The sequence below is a fragment of the Bacillus sp. FSL R5-0820 genome, from assembly GCF_038593385.1.
Classification (GTDB): domain Bacteria; phylum Bacillota; class Bacilli; order Bacillales; family Bacillaceae; genus Bacillus; species Bacillus altitudinis.
Window position 1 is genome coordinate 57803 of record NZ_CP151991.1, and the last position, 23980, is coordinate 81782.

General features: G+C 42.1%; 22 protein-coding genes and 2 tRNA genes. All 24 read left to right on the plus strand.

Annotated features, from left to right (window positions below; all coding sequences use genetic code 11):
* The first annotated feature begins 13 nt into the window (after positions 1 to 13).
* The 24 genes from ridA to ftsH all read left to right on the plus strand — a co-directional run bounded on the left by ridA (position 14) and on the right by ftsH (position 23817).
* On the plus strand, positions 14 to 391 hold the full coding sequence (gene ridA / locus NST15_RS00310; RefSeq protein ID WP_008341860.1) for a 2-iminobutanoate/2-iminopropanoate deaminase: 378 nt from the start codon (positions 14 to 16) through the stop codon (positions 389 to 391).
* A 224-nt stretch (positions 392 to 615) separates the two neighbouring features.
* Complete coding sequence (spoVG, locus tag NST15_RS00315; protein ID WP_008357439.1) at positions 616 to 912, plus strand: septation regulator SpoVG; 297 nt, start codon at positions 616 to 618, stop codon at positions 910 to 912.
* A gap of 198 nt (positions 913 to 1110) precedes the next feature.
* On the plus strand, positions 1111 to 2481 hold the full coding sequence (gene glmU / locus NST15_RS00320) for a bifunctional UDP-N-acetylglucosamine diphosphorylase/glucosamine-1-phosphate N-acetyltransferase GlmU (protein ID WP_039962487.1): 1371 nt from the start codon (positions 1111 to 1113) through the stop codon (positions 2479 to 2481).
* Positions 2482 to 2503: 22 nt separating this feature from the next.
* Positions 2504 to 3457 carry a ribose-phosphate diphosphokinase gene (locus NST15_RS00325; protein WP_003217907.1) on the plus strand — a complete coding sequence of 318 codons (954 nt, stop codon included), beginning with the start codon at positions 2504 to 2506 and terminating at the stop codon, positions 3455 to 3457.
* 138 nt (positions 3458 to 3595) lie between these two features.
* On the plus strand, positions 3596 to 4222 hold the full coding sequence (locus NST15_RS00330) for a 50S ribosomal protein L25/general stress protein Ctc (RefSeq protein ID WP_008341853.1): 627 nt from the start codon (positions 3596 to 3598) through the stop codon (positions 4220 to 4222).
* A 140-nt stretch (positions 4223 to 4362) separates the two neighbouring features.
* The gene (gene pth / locus NST15_RS00335; RefSeq protein WP_007496201.1) at positions 4363 to 4929 is read left to right on the plus strand and encodes an aminoacyl-tRNA hydrolase; all 567 of its coding nucleotides are present in this window, start codon (positions 4363 to 4365) and stop codon (positions 4927 to 4929) included.
* Positions 4930 to 4984: 55 nt separating this feature from the next.
* Positions 4985 to 5215, plus strand: a complete 231-nt coding sequence (locus NST15_RS00340; protein WP_003217967.1) for an anti-sigma-F factor Fin family protein — start codon at positions 4985 to 4987, stop codon at positions 5213 to 5215.
* A gap of 67 nt (positions 5216 to 5282) precedes the next feature.
* The gene (gene mfd, locus NST15_RS00345; RefSeq protein ID WP_008341846.1) at positions 5283 to 8816 is read left to right on the plus strand and encodes a transcription-repair coupling factor; all 3534 of its coding nucleotides are present in this window, start codon (positions 5283 to 5285) and stop codon (positions 8814 to 8816) included.
* Between the two features lie 139 nt (positions 8817 to 8955).
* Positions 8956 to 9492 carry a stage V sporulation protein T gene (gene spoVT / locus NST15_RS00350; protein ID WP_007496196.1) on the plus strand — a complete coding sequence of 179 codons (537 nt, stop codon included), beginning with the start codon at positions 8956 to 8958 and terminating at the stop codon, positions 9490 to 9492.
* A gap of 201 nt (positions 9493 to 9693) precedes the next feature.
* On the plus strand, positions 9694 to 11298 hold the full coding sequence (locus tag NST15_RS00355) for a polysaccharide biosynthesis protein (protein ID WP_326110644.1): 1605 nt from the start codon (positions 9694 to 9696) through the stop codon (positions 11296 to 11298).
* Positions 11288 to 12772 carry a nucleoside triphosphate pyrophosphohydrolase gene (mazG, locus tag NST15_RS00360; protein WP_322536158.1) on the plus strand — a complete coding sequence of 495 codons (1485 nt, stop codon included), beginning with the start codon at positions 11288 to 11290 and terminating at the stop codon, positions 12770 to 12772. The genes NST15_RS00355 and mazG overlap by 11 nt, the downstream gene beginning before the upstream one ends.
* Positions 12769 to 13029 carry an RNA-binding S4 domain-containing protein gene (locus NST15_RS00365; RefSeq protein ID WP_008341839.1) on the plus strand — a complete coding sequence of 87 codons (261 nt, stop codon included), beginning with the start codon at positions 12769 to 12771 and terminating at the stop codon, positions 13027 to 13029. Before mazG ends, NST15_RS00365 begins: the two co-directional genes overlap by 4 nt.
* A gap of 74 nt (positions 13030 to 13103) precedes the next feature.
* Positions 13104 to 13412, plus strand: coding sequence for a sporulation protein YabP (gene yabP, locus NST15_RS00370; protein ID WP_007496190.1), 309 nt, complete (start codon positions 13104 to 13106; stop codon positions 13410 to 13412).
* Positions 13409 to 14047, plus strand: a complete 639-nt coding sequence (yabQ, locus tag NST15_RS00375) for a spore cortex biosynthesis protein YabQ (RefSeq protein ID WP_060780672.1) — start codon at positions 13409 to 13411, stop codon at positions 14045 to 14047. The genes yabP and yabQ overlap by 4 nt, the downstream gene beginning before the upstream one ends.
* Before the next feature lie 18 nt (positions 14048 to 14065).
* Complete coding sequence (locus NST15_RS00380) at positions 14066 to 14440, plus strand: septum formation initiator family protein (protein WP_007496186.1); 375 nt, start codon at positions 14066 to 14068, stop codon at positions 14438 to 14440.
* An 82-nt stretch (positions 14441 to 14522) separates the two neighbouring features.
* The gene (locus tag NST15_RS00385; protein WP_003217901.1) at positions 14523 to 14921 is read left to right on the plus strand and encodes a S1 domain-containing RNA-binding protein; all 399 of its coding nucleotides are present in this window, start codon (positions 14523 to 14525) and stop codon (positions 14919 to 14921) included.
* Between the two features lie 179 nt (positions 14922 to 15100).
* Positions 15101 to 15174: transfer RNA gene (locus NST15_RS00390), tRNA-Met, on the plus strand.
* Between the two features lie 25 nt (positions 15175 to 15199).
* Positions 15200 to 15271: transfer RNA gene (locus NST15_RS00395), tRNA-Glu, on the plus strand.
* A 202-nt stretch (positions 15272 to 15473) separates the two neighbouring features.
* The gene (gene spoIIE / locus NST15_RS00400; RefSeq protein ID WP_035391551.1) at positions 15474 to 17957 is read left to right on the plus strand and encodes a stage II sporulation protein E; all 2484 of its coding nucleotides are present in this window, start codon (positions 15474 to 15476) and stop codon (positions 17955 to 17957) included.
* A gap of 76 nt (positions 17958 to 18033) precedes the next feature.
* A complete protein-coding gene (locus NST15_RS00405; protein WP_057078742.1) occupies positions 18034 to 18768 on the plus strand; it encodes a VWA domain-containing protein in 735 nt (244 codons plus the stop codon).
* Positions 18752 to 19762 (plus strand): protein kinase family protein, encoded by a 1011-nt coding sequence (locus NST15_RS00410; RefSeq protein ID WP_326110641.1) that lies wholly within the window; start codon positions 18752 to 18754, stop codon positions 19760 to 19762. Before NST15_RS00405 ends, NST15_RS00410 begins: the two co-directional genes overlap by 17 nt.
* Positions 19763 to 19858: 96 nt before the next feature.
* Entirely contained in the window at positions 19859 to 21262 is a 1404-nt protein-coding gene (gene tilS / locus NST15_RS00415) for a tRNA lysidine(34) synthetase TilS (protein WP_017366442.1), read from the plus strand.
* Positions 21263 to 21277: 15 nt separating this feature from the next.
* A complete protein-coding gene (hpt, locus tag NST15_RS00420; protein WP_007496175.1) occupies positions 21278 to 21817 on the plus strand; it encodes a hypoxanthine phosphoribosyltransferase in 540 nt (179 codons plus the stop codon).
* A gap of 95 nt (positions 21818 to 21912) precedes the next feature.
* A complete protein-coding gene (gene ftsH / locus NST15_RS00425; RefSeq protein WP_035704054.1) occupies positions 21913 to 23817 on the plus strand; it encodes an ATP-dependent zinc metalloprotease FtsH in 1905 nt (634 codons plus the stop codon).
* Positions 23818 to 23980 lie beyond the last annotated feature (163 nt).

Below are 23980 nucleotides of genomic sequence, written 5' to 3' on the forward strand. Positions count from 1 at the left end.
GGGAGAGATTGATATGACAAAAGTTGTTCAAACCAAAAACGCGCCAGCAGCCATTGGACCTTACTCTCAAGGGATTATCGTCAATAACATGTTTTACAGCTCAGGGCAGATTCCATTAACGCCAGCTGGAGATTTTGTGAATGGAGATATTAAAGAACAAACACATCAAGTGTTTCATAATCTTAAAGCCGTCCTTGAAGCAGCGGGTGCTTCCTTTGAAACAGTCGTGAAAGCAACGGTTTTCATTAAAGATATGGAACAATTCGCTGAAGTGAATGAAGTGTACGGTGAATACTTCCATACACATAAGCCAGCTCGTTCATGTGTAGAAGTAGCCAGACTTCCAAAAGATGCACTTGTAGAAATTGAAGTTGTGGCATTAGTGAAATAAACAGACCATCTCTTTGGAGGCCGTTTGGTTTCATTATATGTATGAAAAGGCATCGGCATGATGTCTTTTTTTACGCAACCGATGTAAGCGCCGTCATCAAAATGACAAAAAATGTATAAATATCCCGATATTTCAAAAAAAGTTTAAAAAAAGAGCAGGAGAATCACCACAATCGTTGAATACCTAATTAATGCTTTTATATTGGGAAAAGGTGGTGAACTACTGTGGAAGTTACTGACGTAAGATTACGCCGCGTGAATACCGATGGTCGCATGAGGGCGATTGCATCCATCACGCTGGACCACGAATTTGTTGTTCATGATATTCGTGTGATTGATGGAAACAATGGCTTGTTTGTTGCAATGCCTAGCAAACGTACGCCTGATGGAGAGTTTCGCGACATTGCACATCCAATTAATTCAAGCACTCGGGGTAAAATCCAAGATGCTGTTTTAAATGAGTATCATCGCTTAGGCGAAGAGGAAGAGACAATTGAATATGAAGAAGCTGGAGCTTCTTAAAGATATGTGAACCTAAAAAGACAGCTTTAAGAGAAAATGAATGTTTTCTTTTAAATGCTGTCTTTTTTGCGTTTTTCCTCATGATTCTTTTAAGTTTCAACCATTAGAAAATTAATGTACTTCCTCTTGTATCCTTGAAATCAGTCCTTATTTAGGATATATTTTTCTATGGATAATAGGGATATTGGAGGCCAATCAATGGATAAGCGGTTCGCAGTGATTTTAGCAGCGGGAAAAGGAACAAGAATGAAGTCAAAGTTATACAAAGTACTTCATCCAGTTTGCGGAAAGCCAATGGTCGAGCATGTGGCAGATCAAGCGTTAAAGCTATCTTTAGCCAAGCTTGTGACGATTGTCGGTCATGGAGCTGAGGACGTCAAGGAGCAGCTTGGGGACAGAAGTGAATATGCACTTCAAGAAGAACAGCTGGGAACAGCACATGCCGTCAAACAAGCTAAATCGTTCCTCGCGCAGGAAAAGGGAACAACCATTGTCATTTGTGGAGATACACCATTATTGACAGCGGAAACAATGGAAGCCATGTTAAACGAGCATCAAAAACAACAAGCGAAAGTGACGATTTTGACAGCACACGCGGATGATCCAACAGGTTATGGACGTATTATTCGTGATGAAACAGGTGCTGTAGTAAAAATCGTCGAGCATAAAGATGCAAATGATGCTGAACGTCAAGTGAATGAAATTAATACTGGAACCTATTGCTTTTCAAATGAAGATCTCTTCCGTGTGATTGAGCAAGTGTCAAATGAAAATGCACAAGGTGAATACTATTTGCCAGATGTCATTGAAATTCTAAAGAATGAAGGACAGACGGTTGCAGCGTATCAAACACCGCATTTTGAAGAAACACTTGGAGTCAATGATCGTATCGCTCTATCACAAGCAGAGCAATTCATGAAGCGACGTATTAATCATCAGCATATGAAGAATGGTGTAACCTTGATTGATCCTGAGAACACGTATATCTCGCCAGATGCAGTCATCGGTGAAGATACAATGATTTATCCTGGGACGGTCATCAAAGGGAATGTAAAGATTGGTGCAGATGCCACAATCGGTCCGAACACTGAAATTGTTGATAGCGTAATTGGAGATCGGACAGTCATTAAGCAGTCTGTTGTCTGTGATAGTGAAGTTGGAGTAGATGTGACAATTGGACCGTTTGCTCATATTCGCCCGTTGTCGAAAATTGGCGATGAAGTGAAGATCGGAAATTTTGTCGAAATCAAGAAAACAGTTTTCGGTGACCGAAGCAAAGCGTCTCATCTTAGCTATATTGGAGATGCAGAGGTCGGAGCGGATGTAAACCTTGGTTGTGGATCCATTACAGTTAATTATGATGGGAAGAACAAATTCTTAACGAAGATTGAAGATGGCGCATTTATTGGCTGCAATTCAAATCTCGTTGCACCAGTCACTGTCGGAAAAGGGGCATATGTTGCAGCCGGTTCAACGGTTACAGAAGATGTACCGCAGGATGCATTGTCTATTGCTAGAGCAAGACAAGTCAATAAAGAAGATTATGTGAAAAATATTCATAAAAAATAATCCAAATACCCGGAGGTTTACCATGTCTAATCGTTATGCTGATGCGAATTTAAAGATATTCTCTTTGAATTCAAACCCTGAACTTGCCAAAGAAATTGCCGATCGTATCGGAGTTGATGTAGGAAAGAGCTCTGTTAAACGTTTTAGTGACGGTGAAGTCCAAATCAATATTGAAGAAAGTATCCGCGGCTGTGATTGTTATGTTATTCAATCTACTAGTGCGCCAGTCAATGAGCACATTATGGAGCTACTCATTATGGTAGATGCACTAAAACGCGCTTCTGCGAAAACGGTCAATATTGTCATCCCTTATTACGGATATGCACGTCAAGATCGTAAGGCGAAACCTCGTGAGCCAATCACAGCGAAGCTTTTTGCGAACTTACTTGAAACAGCAGGTGCTACACGTGTCATTGCACTTGATCTTCATGCGCCGCAAATCCAAGGTTTCTTTGATATTCCAATCGATAACTTAATGGCTGTGCCAATCTTAACAAACTATTTCGAACAGAAAAACTTGAATGATATCGTTGTTGTGTCTCCTGACCACGGTGGTGTTACGCGTGCGCGCAAAATGGCGGACCGCCTGAAAGCACCAATCGCCATTATCGACAAACGTCGTCCGAAGCCGAACGTGGCTGAAGTGATGAACATCATTGGGAACATTGAAGGAAAAACGGCGATTCTCATCGATGATATCATTGATACAGCTGGTACGATTACACTTGCTGCAAATGCACTTGTGGAAAATGGAGCGGCTGAAGTCTATGCTTGTTGTACTCACCCAGTATTGTCTGGACCAGCAGTAGAACGCATTACAAACTCTAAAATTAAAGAATTAGTTGTGACAAACAGTATTCACTTAACAGATGACAAGAAAGTTGGAAAATTCATTCCGCTTTCAGTTGGGCCTTTGCTTGCAGAAGCCATCATCCGTGTACATGAAGAAGAATCTGTAAGCTACCTTTTCAGCTAATTTTCTGATTGGAAAAGGCCCTAGGCATCAGCTTGGGGTCTTTTTGCTGTGATAAATGAAAGCCAAACATGTTTAAAATGATTCAGTTATGGGTATTTATGAAAGTAGTGACAAAAAAGAAATAGGATGGTGCTGAATATGGCAACTTTAAAAGCAAATAAAAGAACTGATTTCAAACGTTCCACACTGCAAAAAATCCGTCATTCAGGACACGTTCCTGGTGTCATATACGGAAAAAATACAGACAACCTGGCTGTTTCATTAGACAGCATTGATTTATTAAAGACATTACGTGATGAAGGAAAAAACACAATCATCACATTAGACGTTGGCGGTGAAACAAAATCTGTGATGGTGACAGAACTGCAAACAGATCCGTTGAAAAATGAGCTTGTCCACGCTGATTTCCAAGTGGTCGACTTACAGCGAGAAATTGACGCAGATGTACCTGTACAACTCATTGGCGAATCCAAAGGGGTAAAGGATGGCGGTGTGCTTCAGCAGCCACTATTTGAGCTATCCATTACAGCGAAACCAAAGGATATCCCGCAAAATATTGAAGCTGATATTACAAATTTAGAAGTAAATGACGTACTAACAGTTGGTGATCTGTCTGTTCAGTCTACGTATCAAATTAATAATGATCCAGAAGAAGTTGTTGCTTCGATCTTACCGCCTCAGCAATCAGAGGTTCCAGAGCCAGATAGTGAAGAGGAAACGCAAGAGCCTGAGGCCATTAAAGAAAAAGATGACAGCGAAGAATAACTGGTCAATTAGAGACGTAACCCTCCCGTGGTTACGTCTTTTGTGCTAGAATGAAAAGAATTCATACGTTTTGCATGAGGCAATCACATTGGCTCATTTTTTAGGCGTGTGCATGTGCGACAAAGGAGGTTATTGGTTTCATGATTGCGTTCGTTGGATTGGGTAATCCAGGAAAAGAATATGAAAAAACAAGACATAACGTCGGGTTTATGACAATAGATGAACTATCAAAAAAATGGGATATCCCATTAAATCAATCAAAATTCCATGGACAATATGGAACTGGGTTTGTTTCGGGGCAAAAGGTTCTACTTGTGAAGCCTCTTACATATATGAACTTATCGGGGGAATGTGTGCGTCCGCTGATGGATTACTATGATATACCCCTTGAACATTTGAAGGTCATCTATGATGATCTTGATTTGCCAACGGGACGGATTCGTTTGCGTACAAAAGGAAGTGCAGGCGGACATAACGGAATCAAATCGTTGATTCAGCATTTAGGTTCACCAGAGTTTGACAGATTCCGTATCGGCATTGGCCGTCCACAAAACGGCATGAAGGTCGTCGATTACGTACTAGGACGCTTCTCAGAGGAAGAACAGCCTGATATCTCATCTGCTATTCAAGCATCTGTTGAAGCTTGTGAAGCGGCTTTAACAAAGCCATTTTTAGAAGTGATGAATGATTTTAACAAGAAGGTATAAGAATGATAAGCAAAGCACATACTGATCATAAAATCTCAGCATGGGAGGATCACGTATGGCTTTGCACTATTACTGCCGGCACTGTGGTGTAAAGGTTGGCAGTCTAGATGAATCCGCTGTCCAAAGTGAAGCACTTGGATTTCATCACTTAACAAATGAGGAAAGAAACGATATGATTTCTTATAGGGAAAATGGTGATTTACATGTACAAACCATTTGTGAGGATTGCCAAGAGGCGCTCGAAAGAAATCCTGATTACCATCAGTATCATACCTTTATTCAATAAAAAGCTTTGGTGTAGATATTAGACCAAAGCGTTTTTCTGTTTTAAACAAGCAGGGAGGAGGAGCCAAATGAAAAACATACAATCATTTATCAAACAAAGTGATGATTTTCAGTCCATTTTTAACGGACTAAAAGAAGGGTTAAAAGAACAGCTGCTCGCCGGACTATCAGGCTCCGTCAGATCTTTATTTACAGCCGCCATATCAGACGAATTAAAGCGTCCGATGTTTATTGTAACACACAACTTATATCAAGCGCAGAAGGTCACAGATGATCTAGCAAGTGTGATGCCAGATCGCTCGGTCCTTCTTTATCCTGTCAATGAACTCATTGCATCTGAAATTGCTGTGGCAAGCCCTGAGCTTAGAGCGCAGCGTCTTGATGTATTGAATCGTCTCGCGAATGGAGAAAATCCGATTGTCGTAACCCCAGCAGCTGCAGTGCGTAGAATGCTTCCGCCTGTTGAGCTCTGGAAGGAGAGTCAGATCCATTTAAAGGTTGGTGAAGAAATTGATTTGGAGGCGTTTTCAAAACAACTCGTGCAAATCGGTTATGACCGGACGTCCATGGTCGCTGCGCCCGGAGACTTTAGTGTGCGCGGAGGAATCATCGACATTTATGCTTTAACGGAAGACCACCCGATCCGTATTGAGCTGTTTGATACAGAAGTGGACTCTATTCGGTCCTTCCACTCTGACACGCAACGTTCATTGGAAACACTTCAAGAAATCAAGATTGGCCCGGCGAAAGAGCTGATTGTAAGAGGGCCTGAACGAGTGAGAGCGATTGAACAGCTTGACGAAGGTCTTGCCAGCAGCTTAAAGAAATTCAACTCGGATAAACAAAAAGAACTGCTCCATCAGAATATTTCTGCTGATCGTGAGAAGCTGCTAGAAGGTATTGTGACACAAGAAATGACGAAGTATCTGTCCTATTTCTATGAAAAGCCTGCTAGTTTGCTAGATTATACATCGCAGGATACGATTATCATTCTAGATGAAATCAGCAGAATTCAGGAGATGGAAGAACAGCTTGAACAGGAAGAAGCAGATTGGACAATTAGTCTGCTGGAAGAAGGGAATATCCTGCATGATCTAGCCCTTTCCTTCCCATTTCAAGAGCTGTTCAATCAGCAATCGAGATCGATTCTGTACTATTCCTTATTTTTGAGACATGTTCAGCAGACCAATCCGCAAAATATCGTCAATGTATCTAGTAAGCAAATGCAGAATTTCCATGGGCAGATGAATGTGCTTGCAAGTGAAATTGAACGCTACAAAAAGCAGAATTATACGGTTGTCTTTTTAGGTGCAGATGAAGAGCGGACAGAGAAGTTGTCATCTGTCTTGCATGATTATGACATTGAAGCAGCTCTTGCTAAACCTGATGCTGAGCTTGTCAGCGGGCAGGTATATATTTTACAAGGTGAGCTGCAAACCGGTTTTGAACTACCTTTATCCAAAATTGCTGTCATTACAGAGGGTGAACTTTTCAAGAAACGTGTGAAGAAGCAGGCGCGTAAGCAAAAGCTGACGAACGCAGAGCGAATCAAAAGCTATTCAGAGCTGCAAGTGGGCGATTATGTGGTGCACATTAACCACGGAATCGGTAAGTATTTAGGAATTGAAACGCTTGAAATTGGCGGCATTCATAAAGATTATTTAAATATTCATTATCAAGGAAGCGACAAGCTTTATGTCCCCGTTGAACAAATTGATCAGGTGCAGAAGTATGTAGGGTCAGAAGGAAAAGAACCAAAGCTGTACAAACTAGGCGGCAGCGACTGGAAACGTGTGAAGAAAAAAGTAGAATCATCTGTGCAGGACATTGCAGATGATCTGATTAAGCTGTACGCAGAACGTGAAGCAAGCAAAGGGTATGCCTTCTCGCCTGACCATGAGATGCAGCGCCAGTTTGAATCTGCATTCCCTTACCAAGAAACAGACGATCAAATTCGCTCGATTCATGAAATCAAGCAAGACATGGAGCGGGAGCGCCCGATGGATCGTCTGCTTTGTGGAGATGTGGGCTATGGAAAAACAGAGGTGGCGATTCGAGCGGCCTTCAAAGCCATTGCTGACGGGAAGCAGGTGGCACTGCTTGTACCAACAACGATCTTAGCGCAGCAGCATTTTGACACGATTATGGACAGATTCCAAGACTATCCTGTTAAAATCGCTCAGCTTAGCCGCTTCCGTACACGAAAAGAAACAACAGAAACCTTAAAAGGGCTGAAAAACGGAACGATTGATATGGTCATTGGAACGCATCGTCTTCTTTCAAAAGACATTGTGTACAAGGATTTAGGACTGTTAATTATCGATGAAGAGCAGCGCTTCGGTGTGACGCATAAAGAGAAAATTAAGCAAATGAAAGCCAATATTGATGTGCTGACGTTAACGGCAACGCCAATTCCCCGTACGCTTCATATGTCGATGCTTGGCGTACGTGACTTATCTGTTATTGAAACACCACCTGAGAACCGTTTCCCAGTTCAAACCTATGTTGTCGAGTACAATGGTGCGTTAGTTAGAGAAGCTATTGAGCGAGAACTGGCAAGAGGCGGTCAAGTGTACTTCCTTTATAACCGAGTGGAGGATATTGAACGAAAAGCAGATGAAATCTCGATGCTTGTTCCAGACGCAAAAGTAAGCTACGCACACGGGAAAATGAGTGAGAACGAGCTGGAATCCGTGATGATTAATTTCCTAGAAGGTGAATCGGATGTACTCGTTAGTACAACCATTATCGAAACGGGCGTAGACATACCAAATGTGAACACGCTCATTGTTCATGATGCTGATAAAATGGGGCTTTCGCAGCTGTACCAGTTAAGAGGACGAGTTGGGCGCTCGAATCGTGTGGCCTATGCTTATTTCACTTATCGAAAAGACAAAGTGCTTTCTGAAGTAGCTGAGAAAAGACTTCAAGCTATTAAAGAATTCACCGAGCTCGGATCAGGCTTTAAGATTGCGATGCGTGACTTAACGATTCGAGGAGCAGGGAACTTACTTGGTGCACAGCAGCATGGATTTATTGATTCTGTTGGATTCGACCTTTACTCTCAAATGCTGAAAGAAGCCATTGAAGAAAGAAGAGGCGATACGACTGCTCAAGAAAAATTTGAGCCGGAAATTGATCTCCAAATTGATGCCTACATTCCAGATAGCTATATTTCTGATGGCAAACAAAAGATCGAGATGTATAAACAGTTTAGAGCGATTGGATCAATAGAAGAGCGGAAAGAGCTTCAAGATGAAATGATTGACCGATTCGGAGAATATCCGCAAGAAGTGGCTGATTTGTTCACGATTGCGACGATGAAGGTGTACGCTGTGCAGGAACGTGTCGAGTTGATCAAGATGGAGAAAGGCATTGTTAGACTCACTCTCGATGAAAAAGCAAGCAGCGACATCGATGGTCAAAAATTATTTGAGCTTGGCAGTCAATATGGACGTGATATCGGTCTTGGCATGGAAGGCAGCAAGCTGATTATTTCTGTCCAAACAAAAGGCAAGAAAACGGAGGAGTGGCTTGAAGTCATTCTTCGTATGCTTCGAGGTCTTCAAGATGTGAAAAAAGAAACCATTCCATCTTCATAAAATTTTGTTGGTCTCTCGTGTATATTACGTTTGATGTGACGGATACTAATCTCAGGGTCAAGTGGTGAATGTTGCATAAAGTGGACGCTTTTGTTCCATTCACCCAACACATCATCAAACGAAAGAGAGGCAGCAGTGAATGAAAGCAACTGGAATTGTACGCCGCATCGATGATCTAGGTAGAGTGGTTATACCGAAGGAGATTCGCAGAACATTGCGCATCCGGGAAGGAGATCCACTTGAGATTTTTGTCGACCGCGATGGAGAAGTGATTTTGAAGAAGTATTCACCGATTAGTGAGCTAGGAGACTTTGCGAAGGAATATGCTGATGCTTTATTCGACAGTTTGGGTCATTCTATCCTCATCTGTGATCGTGATACGTATATTGCTGTATCTGGCAGTTCAAAAAAAGAGTACTTAAACAAATCCATTAGTGATTTACTTGAACGAACAATGGATCAGCGTAATTCTGTATTAGAGGACAGCAAGAAAGAAATTCAGCTTGTGGATGGTATTGATGATGATGTATCAGCTTATACCATTGCACCTATTGTTGCAAACGGAGATCCAATTGGCGCCGTCGTCTTATTTTCTAAAGAGCGTTCAATGGGAGAAGTGGAGCATAAAGCGGCAGAAACGGCAGCTGGCTTCTTAGCCCGTCAAATGGAACATTAGGTCTAATAATTCTTCATTTTGATAAAACGAAAGAATGCCGATGAAATCATCTGATTTTGTCGGCGTTTTTTATATGGGATGAAACAAAACAATGAATGTATCGTCTACTCCTTAGAAAGAAACGGCTTGCCAGTCACGTATGATATAATGAGTGCGTTTAAATGCAGGTATATTTTTTGATTGAACATAAAGGAGTCATCCATGAAAAATGCTGTGAATCAGCCGCATTGGCTTTTCCAAGGTGCGGTGATTTTAACCATCGCAGGCTTGTTATCAAAGGTACTGAGTGCCGTATATCGTGTCCCTTTTCAAAATATCGTAGGAGACACAGGTTTTTATATTTATCAGCAGGTCTATCCCTTTCTTGGCATTGCGATTATGCTCGGTACCACTGGTTTTCCTGTGATGGTGTCCAAGCTCCTGAGCGAGCATGGTGAGGAGAATCGCCGAATCATTACAAAGGTATCCTTGGTGTATATCACTTTGCTGAGCTTGGCCTTATTTCTTTGTTTATACATAGGAGCAGGCACAATTGCGAATCTCATGGCGGACAGTCAATTAATGTTGCTCATCCAGATGAGTTCGTTTGTGTTTTTATTTCTGCCGCTTACCGTGATGCTGAGGGGTGTTTTTCAGAGTGATGGGCTGATGCTCCCCACTGCGGTCTCTCAATTGGCTGAGCAACTCATCAGAGTAGGCGTCCTGCTTGTTTTATCTTTCTATTTTGTGAGACATGGCTATTCGCTTTATGAAACAGGAGCGGGTGCGGTGTTCTCTTCTATAGCTGGAAGTGCGGCTTCACTCATTTTGCTTCTTTTCCTTTGGCTGACCTATCGGAAGCGGTCGTCAGCGAGCAAGACATTAAAACAGGCTACACTGCGGAAAAAAGATGTGCTGAAGAGTTTGGTGCTTTATACATTGACGATTTGTGTGAGTGGATTGCTGATCCTATGGATGCAAATGATCGATGCTTTTCACTTGTATGCGCTACTGCGCAGTGAGGGACTGAGTGAAGCAGCTGCAAAGGCGGCAAAAGGCGTATATGACCGAGGTCAGCCGTTCCTGCAGCTCGGGACGGTGTTTGCAATTAGTATTGGGACGTCTCTTGTTCCGTTTTTGTCGTCGGCCTTAAGAAAAGGGCAGCATGAAGCAATTCGTGAAAAAGTACGTACATCGTTTAAGGCAACATCGGTGCTGGGGATTGGTTCAGCTGTCGGTCTTATATGTATTTTATCGTCTGTGAACATTATGCTTTTTCGTAATGACTTAGGGACAGATGCGCTGCAAATATTTTGCATATCCATTGCCTTTACATCAATGGCGATTACGCAAACCGCTTTACTTCAGGGTCTGGGACATATCGTGTACCCAGCTGTTGTGGTCCTGATCAGTGTACTGGTGAAATGGGGGTTGACGCTGGCTCTTGTCCCGTTATTCGGCATTTATGGAGCCGCATGGTCGACTGTTTGTGGGTTTCTCGTCGCCGCTGCACTCAATGCGGTGTATTTGAAGCATGAAGGGTGGATTTCAATAAGAGAGCTATTCCCAGTGAAAATTCTTTTATCAGCAGCATTCATGGCTGTCGTTTTAATTGGATATCAGGCATTGTTTTCTTGGGTCATTCCCTTTGAGAAACGTCCGTTTTCTGTTTTAGAGAGCCTGACTTCAGTTTTTATTGGTGGTTTCGCCTTTTTATATAGTATTCTTAAGCTAGACGTATTTACGGAAGAGGAATGGAGACTCATTCCATTAGGAGAAAAGATTTTATATTTTAAACAGATGAGAGGGAATCGAAATGGCAGGTAAGATTACAGTCGTTGGTCTTGGGGCAGGCGACATGGATCAGCTAACGCTCGGTGTATATAAGCAGCTGAAGCAGGCGAAAGAAGTATACATGAGAACGCAGGATCATCCACTCACCGCAGAATTGATGCAGGAGGTCCCGTCTCTGACCTTTTTTGATGAGATATATGAAAAGCATGATCAGTTTAATGCAGTGTATGAGGAAATCATAGACATTCTCTTCCAAGAGGCTGAGGAGAAAGATATTGTGTATGCAGTACCAGGTCACCCGTTTGTAGCTGAAAAGACAGTGCAGCTTCTTGTTTCACAACAGAAGGAGCGCGGGATTGAGGTGTACGTGACTGGTGGACAAAGCTTTTTGGATGCGACGTTTAATTCCTTACAGATTGACCCAATTGAAGGGCTGCAATTCGTTGACGCAGGGGATATGAGAGCGGATGATCTGAAGTTGACCCAGCATGTGCTGATCTGTCAGGTATATGATCAGATGACAGCCTCGAATGTGAAGCTGACCCTCATGGAAAAGCTACCTGACGATTATGAAGTCTTTATCGTAACGGCAGCTGGAAGCAGTCAGGAGCAGATTACAGGTGTTCCTTTATTTGAACTTGATCGAGATGTGTCGATAAATAACTTAACGAGTGTTTATGTACCTCCCATTCAAGATGAAAAGCTGCTCTATCAGCAATTTGACACTTTCCGCGAAGTCATTCGTACATTAAGAGGTCCTGGCGGCTGTCCTTGGGATCAAAAACAAACGAATGAGTCGCTCAAACCATATTTAATTGAAGAATGTTATGAGCTGCTGGAAGCCATAGATGAAGACGATCCAGATCATATGGTTGAAGAACTCGGAGATGTACTGCTGCAAGTTTTACTCCATGCCCAAATTGGTGAAGATGATGGTTATTTCTCAATGGATGACGTCATCCAGCATGTCACAGAAAAAATGATTCGACGACATCCGCATGTGTTTGGTGATACGGATGTGTCTGAAGCATCAGATGTCGTCGCCAACTGGGAAAAAATCAAGCAGCAGGAAAAACCGGAGCGTGCAGCTTCTATTTTGCAATCCATTCCAACGACTCTTCCAGCTTTAACAAAAGCCTATAAGCTCCAAAAGAAAGCAGCAAAAGTGGGCTTCGACTGGACAGAAGTAGAGGATATTTGGAACAAATACGAAGAAGAAAAGCAGGAATTCCTTGTGGAAGTGGCAGATAAGACGGATGAAGGTGCAACAAAGCGGATGAAGGATGAATTTGGGGATCTTTTGTTTGTTCTCGTCAACATTGGCAGATTTTATCATCTAGAGCCTGAAACCGCCCTCTCTTCTGCAAACACAAAATTCATGCGGCGCTTTCAGCATATTGAACAAAAAGCAAAGGACATAGGGCGTTCACTAGAGGACTTGACCCTAGAAGAAATGGACGATCTGTGGAACGATGCCAAACGCATAGAAAGAGGTGAACTTACATGAGACTAGATAAATTCTTAAAAGTGTCTCGTTTAATCAAAAGAAGAACATTGGCAAAAGAAGTAGCCGATCAAGGGAGAATTTCCATTAATGGCACGCAGGCGAAAGCCAGCTCTGACGTGAAAGAAGGGGACGAGCTTCAAATCCGCTTTGGCCAAAAGCTTGTGACTGTTCAAGTCAACGAGTTAAAAGACACAACGAAAAAAGAAGAAGCTGCTGGCATGTATACCGTGCTAAAAGAAGAAAAAACAGCAGAATAGGGCTTGTTCTAAATGTCCCGCCTGTCACATACAATGCAGTAACAATGCAAGTATGAGATATGGGGGATGTATAAATGAATCAATATTATAATCAACCTCAAGGCACGAAGTTGTCATCAGAAGCCGAGCATCATGTCACAATGCGCAACAGAAAGCATTTAGATATTACTGGGGTCAAACAAGTCGAGAGCTTTGATAATGAAGAATTTCTGCTTGAGACTGTCATGGGAGTCCTTGCCATTCGCGGAGAAAATTTGCAAATGAAAAACTTAGATGTAGAAAAGGGCGTTGTGTCCATTAAAGGGCGTGTCTTTGACTTAATCTATGTAGATGAGCAGCACGGGGAGAAAGCTAAAGGATTTTTTAGCAAGCTGTTTAAATGACACTGACGGTCCAGTTTTATACGATGCTTTCGATGGCGGCGATGGGCATCTGGCTGGGCGCATCGCTGGATACGTACAAGCTGTTTGTGAACCGGGAAAAAACAGCAAAATGGCTGCTGGTCATTCACGACCTCCTTTTTTGGGTGGTGCAGGGTCTGTTGTTCTTTTATGTCCTGCTGCTAACCAATGAGGGAGAATTCAGACTTTATATTTTTCTAGCTGTTGCTTTAGGTTTCTCGATGTACCAGGCATTGATGAAACAGCTGTATATGAACATCCTCAAGTTTGTGATGAGGTGTATTTATCAGACTGTTCTCTTCCTGAAAAGGCTGATCATGTCGATGGTTTTCCAGCCCATTCGCTGGATCGTCGGTTTGATCATAAGTGTTCTTCTGTTCTTGTTCCACTCGCTCTTACGCCTTGTTCGTTTTGCGTTTCGACTCGTGTGGAAGGTGCTGTATATTGTTTGTTATCCGCTTATTTGGTTACTCAATGTGACCATTATTCATCGAATTCCCGAAAAATGGCGAACATCAATGAGGTTGTTTTTCTCAAAAGGAGCAGGAATTTTACAAGGGATCAAGAAATTATCTCGTACCATGAAAACGAAATGGAAACAATTCTGGACAAAGTAAGAGAGGAGGCCTTCATCCTTGAACGAGAGAAAAAGAAATATCGCACAAATTCAAAATGATTATCAAAAACAAATGGAACAGCAAGCGCAGCGCCTAAAACGCAAACGCCGGGGACTCCTTAGAAGGCTTACCGTGTTTGGAGTCATTGTGCTCATGTTTGCTGTTTTGGTAACAAGTGCCCTCTGGTCGCAATCGTCTGCATTGAAAGAAAAAGAAGAGAAGAAGGTTGCGCTTGAAAAAGAATTGAAGCAATTACAAACAAAGCAGGAAGATATTTCTGATGAAATCAAAAAGCTGAAAAGCAAAGAATACGTACTCGAACTGGCACGACGGGACTATTATATGTCTAAAAAAGGCGAAAAAATCTTTGATGTGGGCAATAAGAGCGATTAGCCTTGTTGACACTTAAAATTCAGTTTATGTATAATTGAACAAATGAGATTTTTTTATAAGTCTAAGGAGGAGCACTTTTTTTATGTCGATTGAAGTTGGCAGCAAGTTACAAGGGAAAGTTACGGGCATTACAAATTTTGGAGCTTTTGTGGAGTTGCCAGGCGGTTCAACTGGTCTCGTTCATATCAGTGAGGTAGCCGATAACTATGTAAAAGATATTAATGAGCATTTAAAAGTCGGTGAACAAGTTGAAGTGAAAGTGATTAACGTTGAAAAAGACGGTAAAATCGGCTTGTCCATTAAAAAAGCAAAAGATCGTCCTCAACAACAACAATCAAGACCGAGCAGAAATGATTTCCGTCCGAAGGAATCGTTTGAGCAAAAAATGAACAAATTCTTAAAAGATAGCGAAGATCGCTTAACATCTTTAAAACGTAACACGGAATCAAAACGTGGGGGGCGCGGAGCAAGAAGAGGTTAACTTGTTGCTGCTTTCTATATATTTTTCACAACAAAGCATCTGCTGTTTAGCGGGTGCTTTTTTTTAATACAAATTCAACGTTTTTTGTGCATTTGCCATTTAATTTAAAACTTTCTATTGACGGACAAGCGAATCCTTTGTATTATAGTTCTTGTGCTTCTTAGCGCATTTTACATTATGGCGGTGTAGCTCAGCTGGCTAGAGCGTACGGTTCATACCCGTGAGGTCGGGGGTTCGATCCCCTCCGCCGCTATCCTTTTAAAAAGAACGATAAGCAAGGCCCGTTGGTCAAGCGGTTAAGACACCGCCCTTTCACGGCGGTAACACGGGTTCGAATCCCGTACGGGTCATCTTCAAAACAGCTTTCTATAGGAAAGCTGTTTTTTGTGCTTTCGTAAAATTCTGATGAAAGACATCGACTTTCAAGAAAGTATGCATCTTTGGCAAATAAAGCGTCGAACGTTTTATGGAAACGACAACTTCTTTTGACAAAATTTCTTTTTCACCTTCGCTATAATGACAAGCAACGAATATCAGGTGGGGGATGAAAAGATGGAAAAACTAGAAAGAAGAACTGATTTAACGGGAGCCGGGTTTGAAAGAATCAGTGCAGGGTTAAAAAAGATGAAAAACCTGTTTCTTCATCATACGCATTCTCTTTTTTTCTATAAAGGGTTTATTTATGTTGTTCTGGGCTTTTTATTGGGACGAGCCTTTATCTTATCTGAAATTATGCCGTTTGCATTGCCTTTCTTTGGGTCCATGCTGCTCATTAAAAGGGATAAAGCGATGCTTGCTTGTCTTGCTTTACTCGCTGGAGCGATGACGATATCACCTCAAAATGCATTATTCGTGTTTGCGTCATTGATCGTGTTCCTCCTCATGTCAAAGGTCGTTTCATTTATCATCAAAGACCCGGTGAAAACATTACCGGTTGTGATTGTGCTCTCAATGCTGATAACCAGGGGAGCTTTTGTATACCTCGAGCAGGGTGCGGTTCAAAGCTATGACTATGTGATGGCAGGGGTTGAAGCTGGACTTGCCTTCATTTTGACACTGATTTTTCTTCAAAGTTTGCCGATTTTTACAGTCAGGAAAATCAAACACTCCTTAAAGGTTGAAGAAATTATTTGCTTTATGATATTAATCGCTTCAGTTTTAACAGGTCTGGCTGGGATCACATTTCAAGGAATGCAGGCAGAGCATATTTTGTCACGATATGTAGTGCTGAGCTTTGCCTTTATTGGAGGAGCGAGTATTGGTTGTACCGTGGGTGTTGTAACTGGATTAATTCTTGGTCTCGCCAACATTGGCAACCTTTATCAGATGAGTCTGCTTGCCTTTTCGGGCTTATTAGGCGGATTACTAAAAGAGGGGAAAAAAGCAGGAGCCGCCATCGGCTTGATTGTGGGTTCTTTACTAATCTCCCTCTACGGTGAAGGGTCAGCAGGGCTAATGACAACGCTATATGAATCACTCATCGCAGTTGCACTGTTTTTGCTCACACCACAGTCAGTAACGTCCAAGGTGGCAAAATATATTCCTGGTACGGTAGAGCATGTACAGGAACAGCAGCAATATGCCAGAAAAGTACGAGACGTGACAGCAAAAAAGGTAGATCAATTCTCTAATGTATTTCATGCGCTGTCTGAGAGTTTTGCGACATTTTACGAATCCATTCCTGAGGAAAAGAAGCAGGAAGAGGATGTAGATCTTTTTTTAAGTACGATCACAGAACGTTCCTGTCAAACGTGCTATAAGAAAAATAAATGCTGGGTGCAGAACTTTGATACAACCTATGAACTCATGAAACAAGTTATGCATGAATCTGATGAAAAAACGTACGAGCATAACCGGAAGTTGAAAAAGAAATTCAGTCAGCACTGCTCAAAATCAAAGCATGTAGAAGAATTGATTGAAGAGGAGATAGCTTACTATAAAGCAAATCAGACCTTAAAGAAAAAGGTCCAAGACAGCAGGCGCCTTGTGGCCGAACAACTGATGGGTGTTTCGCAAGTCATGGAGGATTTTTCCCGGGAAATAAAACGAGAAAGAGAGCAGCATTTTATTCAGGAAGAGCAGATGATAGAAGCACTTCAGAACTTTGGAATTGAAATTCAGCAAGTTGAAATTTATAGCTTAGAACAGGGAAATGTTGATATAGAGATGAGAATTCCCTATTGCCAAGGTCATGGGGAATGCGAAAAAATCATCGCTCCAATGCTCTCGGATATTTTAGAAGAACAAGTTTTAGTCAAAGCAGAGCAGTGTGCGGAGCATCCAACAGGTTATTGTCATGTTGTATTCGGTTCTGCAAAATCGTATCGAGTGTCTACAGGTGTAGCACATGCAGCGAAAGGCGGAGGATTAGTATCTGGAGACAGCTACAGCATGATGGAGCTGGGTGCAGGTAAATATGCCGCAGCTATTAGTGATGGGATGGGAAATGGAGCAAGAGCCCATTTTGAAAGCAATGAAACGATCAAGCTGTTAGAAAAAATCTTGGCGTCTGGTATTGATGAAAAAGTAGCGATTAAAACGATTAATAGCATTTTATCTTTACGGACAACAGATGAAGTCTATTCCACATTAGACTTATCCATCATTGATTTACAGGATGCGAGCTGTAAGTTCCTCAAGATTGGCTCCACCCCAAGTTTTATTAAACGTGGTGATCAAGTGATGAAGGTACAGGCCAGCAACTTGCCTATTGGCATTATTGATGAATTTGAAGTAGAAGTGGTGAGTGAACAGATGAAGGCAGGAGACCTCCTTATCATGATGAGCGACGGTATCTTTGAAGGACCAAAGCATATCGAAAATCATGATTTGTGGGTCAAACGAAAAATGAAGAGCTTTAAAACAGAAGATCCGCAAGAGATTGCTGATTTATTAATGGAGGAGGTCATTCGCACAAGAGCAGGTCAAATCGATGACGATATGACGGTTGTCGTCATTAGGCTCGACCACAATACACCAAAATGGGCATCCATTCCGACAGGTACATTCTATCTTCAGAAACAAGAGATTTCTTGAAATATCGTATAATATGAATTTCTTCTGGCGATGATGGGGATATAAGCATTCAGTTACAATCCCAGGAGGAATGAAGATGCGAAAAGGTCACGTAAACCAAATCTTACTGATTACAGATGGCTGCTCAAATCATGGGGAAGACCCACTTGCGATTGCCGCATTGGCAAAGGAGCAAGGGATCACAGTCAATGTCATTGGCATTATGGAAGAGAACAGACACGATCATGAAGCGATGAAAGAAGTAGAGGGGATTGCTCTAGCAGGCGGAGGCATTCATCAGGTTGTCTACGTTCAGCAATTGTCTCAAACCGTACAAATGGTTACAAAAAAGGCGATGACGCAAACGTTACAAGGTGTTGTGAATAAAGAATTGCAGCAAATTCTTGGCAAAGATACTGAAATTGAAGAACTCCCCCCAGATAAGCGTGGAGAAGTGATGGAAGTTGTGGACGAGCTCGGTGAGACTGTTCATCTTCAAGTGCTTGTGCTTGTGGATACGAGTGCAAGTATGAAACCGAAGCTGCCAACGGTCAAAGAAGCACTCATCGATCTCTCTATTAGTCTAAATTCGAGAATTGGTGAAAATCAGTTTGGGATGTGTGTATTTCCCGGGAAAAACTCAGATGCAGAAATTGTGTTGAACTGGACGCCTCGGTTCGATTCGTTATCATCAATTTTCCCGAAGCTGACAACAGGAGGAATTACACCGACAGGACCAGCAATTCGAGAAGCACTCCAGCATTTCAAATCAGTTCGTTCACGAAAAGGGCTGCTTGAAGCGAAGGAAAAACATGATGAATTCGGCTTCTAACATCCCATTAGGTACGATGATAAAGGGAAAGTGGCATCACCAACATTACCGCATTGTAAAAGAGCTGGGAAAAGGGGCGAACGGTGTGGTTTATCTGGCCGAATCGCCAAAGGGGCAAGTGGCCCTTAAAGTGAGTGATGACAGTATGCTCATTGCATCTGAAGTCAATGTATTAAAATCCTTTTCAAAGGCTCCTGTGAAAACCATGGGGCCTTCTTTTTATGATATGGATGATGCTCTTTATCCTGGTATGTCAGAGAAACGGTCGTTTTATGTCATGGAGTATGTCAGAGGGCCATTGCTGCTTGAATTTGTGAAACAAAAAGGCGATGAATGGATCGTCGTTCTCATGATTCAACTGTTGTCTAACCTTGCTCACTTACATAAGGAAGGCTGGATCTTCGGTGACTTGAAGCCTGATAATCTCATCGTTTCAGGCCCCCCAGCTACGATTCGATGTATTGATGTTGGAGGAACAACGAAGGCAGGAAGGGCGATTAAGGAATACACCGAGTTTTTTGACCGCGGCTACTGGGGCTTCGGTACAAGAAAAGCAGAACCTTCTTATGATCTATTTGCTTTAAGTATGGTCATGGTGAACTGTGCCTATAAAAAAGAATTTAAAAAAGGGGCAGAACCAGAAAAACAGCTTTATCGAGCGATTGAAGGACATCCTTTATTAAAGCGATATGAGAGGGTGTTAAAAGCGGCTCTCCAAGGCAAATATCAATCAGCCGCAGACATGAAAAGCGCGATGCTGAAAGAAGGGCAATTGCTTGCTTCAAGAAAATCACGACAGAAGGAGCCATCACAGCAAAATAGGCAAAAGCCAGCTGTTCCCCAACATCAACAGGCCGCACCTTCACGATCAAGAGTTGCTGCTGCGAAAAGAACATCAGTACGCAAAAAATCAGGCGGTCTTTTTGAAACCATTCTCATCTTATGCAGTGTGCTCGCTCTTTACTGTGCCTATGTGGTTTTATTCCTATTATAGAGCTGTAAAAAAGCAGGCTTCTTCTTTGCTTGGAGCTAATGAAAGTGATAGGATATGTATATCTTTAAATTACCTGCTCTTTGTGAGGAGGAAGTTGTGAATAGAATTGAATCTTTTTTGAAAAAACATGATGTTTTCCTTGAAAATACGACAGTCATTGTCGGGGTATCTGGCGGACCAGATTCTATGCTCTTGCTGCATGAACTAAACAAACGTCGAAAAGGTTCCTTTCAGCTGATTGCAGCCCATGTAGATCACATGTTCAGAGGAGAAGAATCCTTTGCTGATTTGGCATTTGTTGAAGCGTACTGTAAAGAGCATGAGATCCTTTTTGAATCGGCTCGTATACAGGTCACCCAATATGCAAAAGAAAACCGCTTAAACAAACAGGCAGCTGCAAGAGAGTGCAGATATGCTTTCTTTCGTCAATTGATGGAACAGTACAACGCTCAATTTATAGCGCTTGCACATCATGGAGACGATCAAGTAGAAACAATGGTGATGAGGCTGACAAGGGGGACTGTTGGAATAGGACTCGCAGGTATGCAAGCAAAGCGACCTTTTCAAGAAGGGTGGCTGATTCGTCCGCTGATTGGATATTCTAAGGATGATGTACTCACTGCTTGCGAAAAAGAACAAGTTCCTTATGTCATTGATCAAAGCAATCACACCGATGACTACTTGAGAAACCGGATCAGAAGACACGTTCTTCCCGTGTTAAAAGAAGAGGCACCTCATGTGCATGAAAGCTTTCAGTTTGTAAGTGACATGCTGACTGAGGATGAGCAGTACTTGCAGGCATTAACAAAGGATCAAATGCATCAAGTCATTACGAATCAAACGCCTAAGCAAATTGAGATCAAAACGAAGCCTTTGCTTGACCTGCCTTTGCCTTTACAAAGAAGAGGCATTCAACTAATATTAAACTATCTTTATGAAAACACTCAATCAGCGTTTTCAAACCAGCATATTCTAGGGACTTTGGACTGGTTATCTCATACTGATCAACCGTCTGGATCATTAGATTTGCCAAAAGGTTTACAAGCTGTCAAATCTTATGATCACTGTATGTTTACCTTTGAACGATCGCTTGTCATAGATCAGTCATATACTCATCATTTAAAAGGTGAGCTTGGCGAGGAACTTTTTCTCCCGAATGGACAGTCTATCTTGGTATCAAATCATGTTCCGAAGGATGCACGGAACGGAAACCATTTTTTCTTGCTTCAAAAAGATCATGTTCGTCTTCCTTTGATCATTCGCTCACGAAAAAACGGTGATCGAATCAAACTTAAAGGGATGAATGGATCAAAAAAGGTGAAAGATATATTTATTGATAAAAAAGTGCCTCTTGCAGAAAGAGACAGCTGGCCGATCGTCACTGACTCGGATCATCAAATCATCTGGATCCCAGGTCTGAAAAAATCCGTTTTTGAAGAAATTGATATGACAAACAGCGATCTCATTGTATTACAATATAGACAGCACGAAAATTTGTAGGGGGCAAGCAAAAGCATGAAACAAGATATTGAAAAGATTTTGATCTCAGAAGAAGAGATCCAGCTAAAAGTGAAGGAACTGGGTGCAACATTAACCAGCGATTATGATGGTAAATTTCCCCTGGCTATTGGTGTTTTGAAAGGGGCTCTTCCATTCATGGCAGACCTGATCAAACACATTGATACATATTTAGAGCTTGATTTTATGGATGTATCTAGCTACGGAAAGTCTACCGTATCTTCTGGAGAAGTGAAGATCATCAAAGATCTAGATACTTCTGTTGAAGGAAGAGATATTCTAATTATGGAAGATATCATCGACAGTGGGTTAACTTTGAGTTATCTGGTAGAGCTTTTCCGATACCGTAAAGCAAACTCCATTAAAATTGTGACATTGCTTGATAAACCAAGCGGCCGCAAAGCAGACATCAAAGCAGATTATGTTGGGTTTGAAGTACCAGATGCATTTGTTGTTGGCTATGGATTGGATTTTGCCGAACGTTACCGAAACCTCCCGTATATTGGAGTGTTAAAACCATCTGTTTACGAAGGCTAATGAGCACACGTTTACATGAGGTTATTGGTTGTATTGGAATGATTTTCTATGATACTATTGAACATAGTTGTGCTTACTGTGGGAGGAGGTAAGGAATGAATCGGGTTTTTCGTAATACGATTTTTTATATACTTATTTTATTACTTGTGATAGGGGTTGTCAGTTGGTTAGGATCCCCTAATCAAAAGCCTGAGAACATGTCTTACAGCAAATTTTCGCAAAATTTAAGTGCGGGAAAAGTGGAGAGTATCTCCATTCAGCCTGTAAGAGGGGTTTATGAAATTCGTGGTCAATTAGATGGCGCGAAGAAAGATGAATACTTCATTACCCACGTTCCAGACGGTCAAGGAGTTGACCAAATTTACAGTGCACTGAAGAATACAGATGTAAAAGTAGAACCAGCACCTGAAACAAATGGATGGCTGCAAGTTCTGACAACCATCATTCCATTCATCATCATCTTTATCCTGTTCTTCTTCTTATTGAACCAAGCTCAAGGCGGTGGAAGCCGTGTCATGAACTTTGGTAAGAGTAAGGCGAAGCTTTACACAGAAGAGAAGAAACGTGTGAAATTTAAAGATGTTGCCGGTGCGGATGAAGAAAAACAAGAGCTCGTAGAAGTGGTTGAATTCTTAAAAGATCCACGTAAATTTGCGGAGCTTGGCGCAAGAATCCCTAAAGGGGTTTTACTAGTAGGACCTCCAGGTACAGGTAAAACATTGCTTGCGAGAGCATCTGCAGGAGAAGCAGGCGTTCCTTTCTTCAGCATCAGTGGTTCTGACTTCGTCGAGATGTTCGTCGGTGTCGGTGCATCACGTGTACGTGATTTGTTTGAAAATGCGAAAAAGAATGCACCTTGCTTAATCTTTATTGATGAGATTGATGCAGTGGGTCGTCAGCGTGGAGCAGGTCTTGGCGGTGGTCATGATGAGCGTGAACAAACGCTTAACCAGCTTCTTGTTGAAATGGATGGTTTTAGTGCCAACGAAGGGATTATCATCATTGCTGCAACGAACCGTGCAGATATCCTAGATCCTGCATTGCTGCGTCCGGGACGTTTTGACCGTCAAATTACGGTTGACCGCCCAGATGTCATTGGCCGTGAAGAAGTACTGAAGGTTCATGCGAAAAACAAGCCGCTTGATGATACAGTCAACTTGAAAGCCATTGCAAGCAGAACACCAGGTTTCTCTGGGGCAGATCTTGAGAACTTACTAAACGAAGCAGCGCTTGTTGCTGCCCGTCAAAACAAAAAGAAAATTGATATGCGTGATATCGACGAAGCGACTGACCGTGTCATTGCTGGACCGGCTAAGAAAAGCCGTGTCATTTCGAAGAAAGAACGCAATATCGTGGCGTACCACGAAGCAGGTCATACCGTCATTGGACTTGTCCTTGACGAAGCTGACATGGTGCATAAAGTAACGATCGTTCCTCGTGGTCAGGCAGGCGGATATGCGGTCATGCTTCCAAGAGAAGACCGTTATTTCCAAACGAAGCCAGAGCTTCTTGATAAAATCGTCGGCTTGCTCGGCGGTCGTGTTGCAGAGGAAATTACGTTTGGTGAAGTAAGTACAGGCGCTCACAACGACTTCCAGCGTGCAACAGGCATTGCAAGAAGAATGGTCACAGAGTTCGGTATGTCTGATAAACTTGGTCCACTTCAATTCGGTCAATCACAAGGAGGTCAAGTATTCCTTGGCCGTGATTTCAACAATGAGCCGAATTATAGTGAAGCGATCGCTTACGAAATTGACCAAGAAGTTCAGCGCTTCATCAAAGAAAGCTACGAACGTGCGAAACAAATTCTCACTGAGAATAAAGATAAGCTAGAAATCATCGCACAAGCTCTTCTAGAAGTGGAAACATTAGATGCTGAACAAATTAAATCTCTTTACGAAACTGGAAAGCTTCCAGAGCGTGTATACGCAGATGACGAAGAGAAAAACGATGATGTGAAAGTGAACATCAAGAAAAAAGAAGAAGATGAGGAGATCTAATCTCTTTCTATAAAAAGCTGTCGGGCTCACCGGCAGCTTTTTTTATTTCTATTCATGAATGGATCGGTTTCGAATTGTTTACAAATGGAACTCAATTCGTGTATGGTATGATAGAAAGTCGAAAAATGCTCTTTTTGAGACACTATTCAAAGTGGTGATGAAG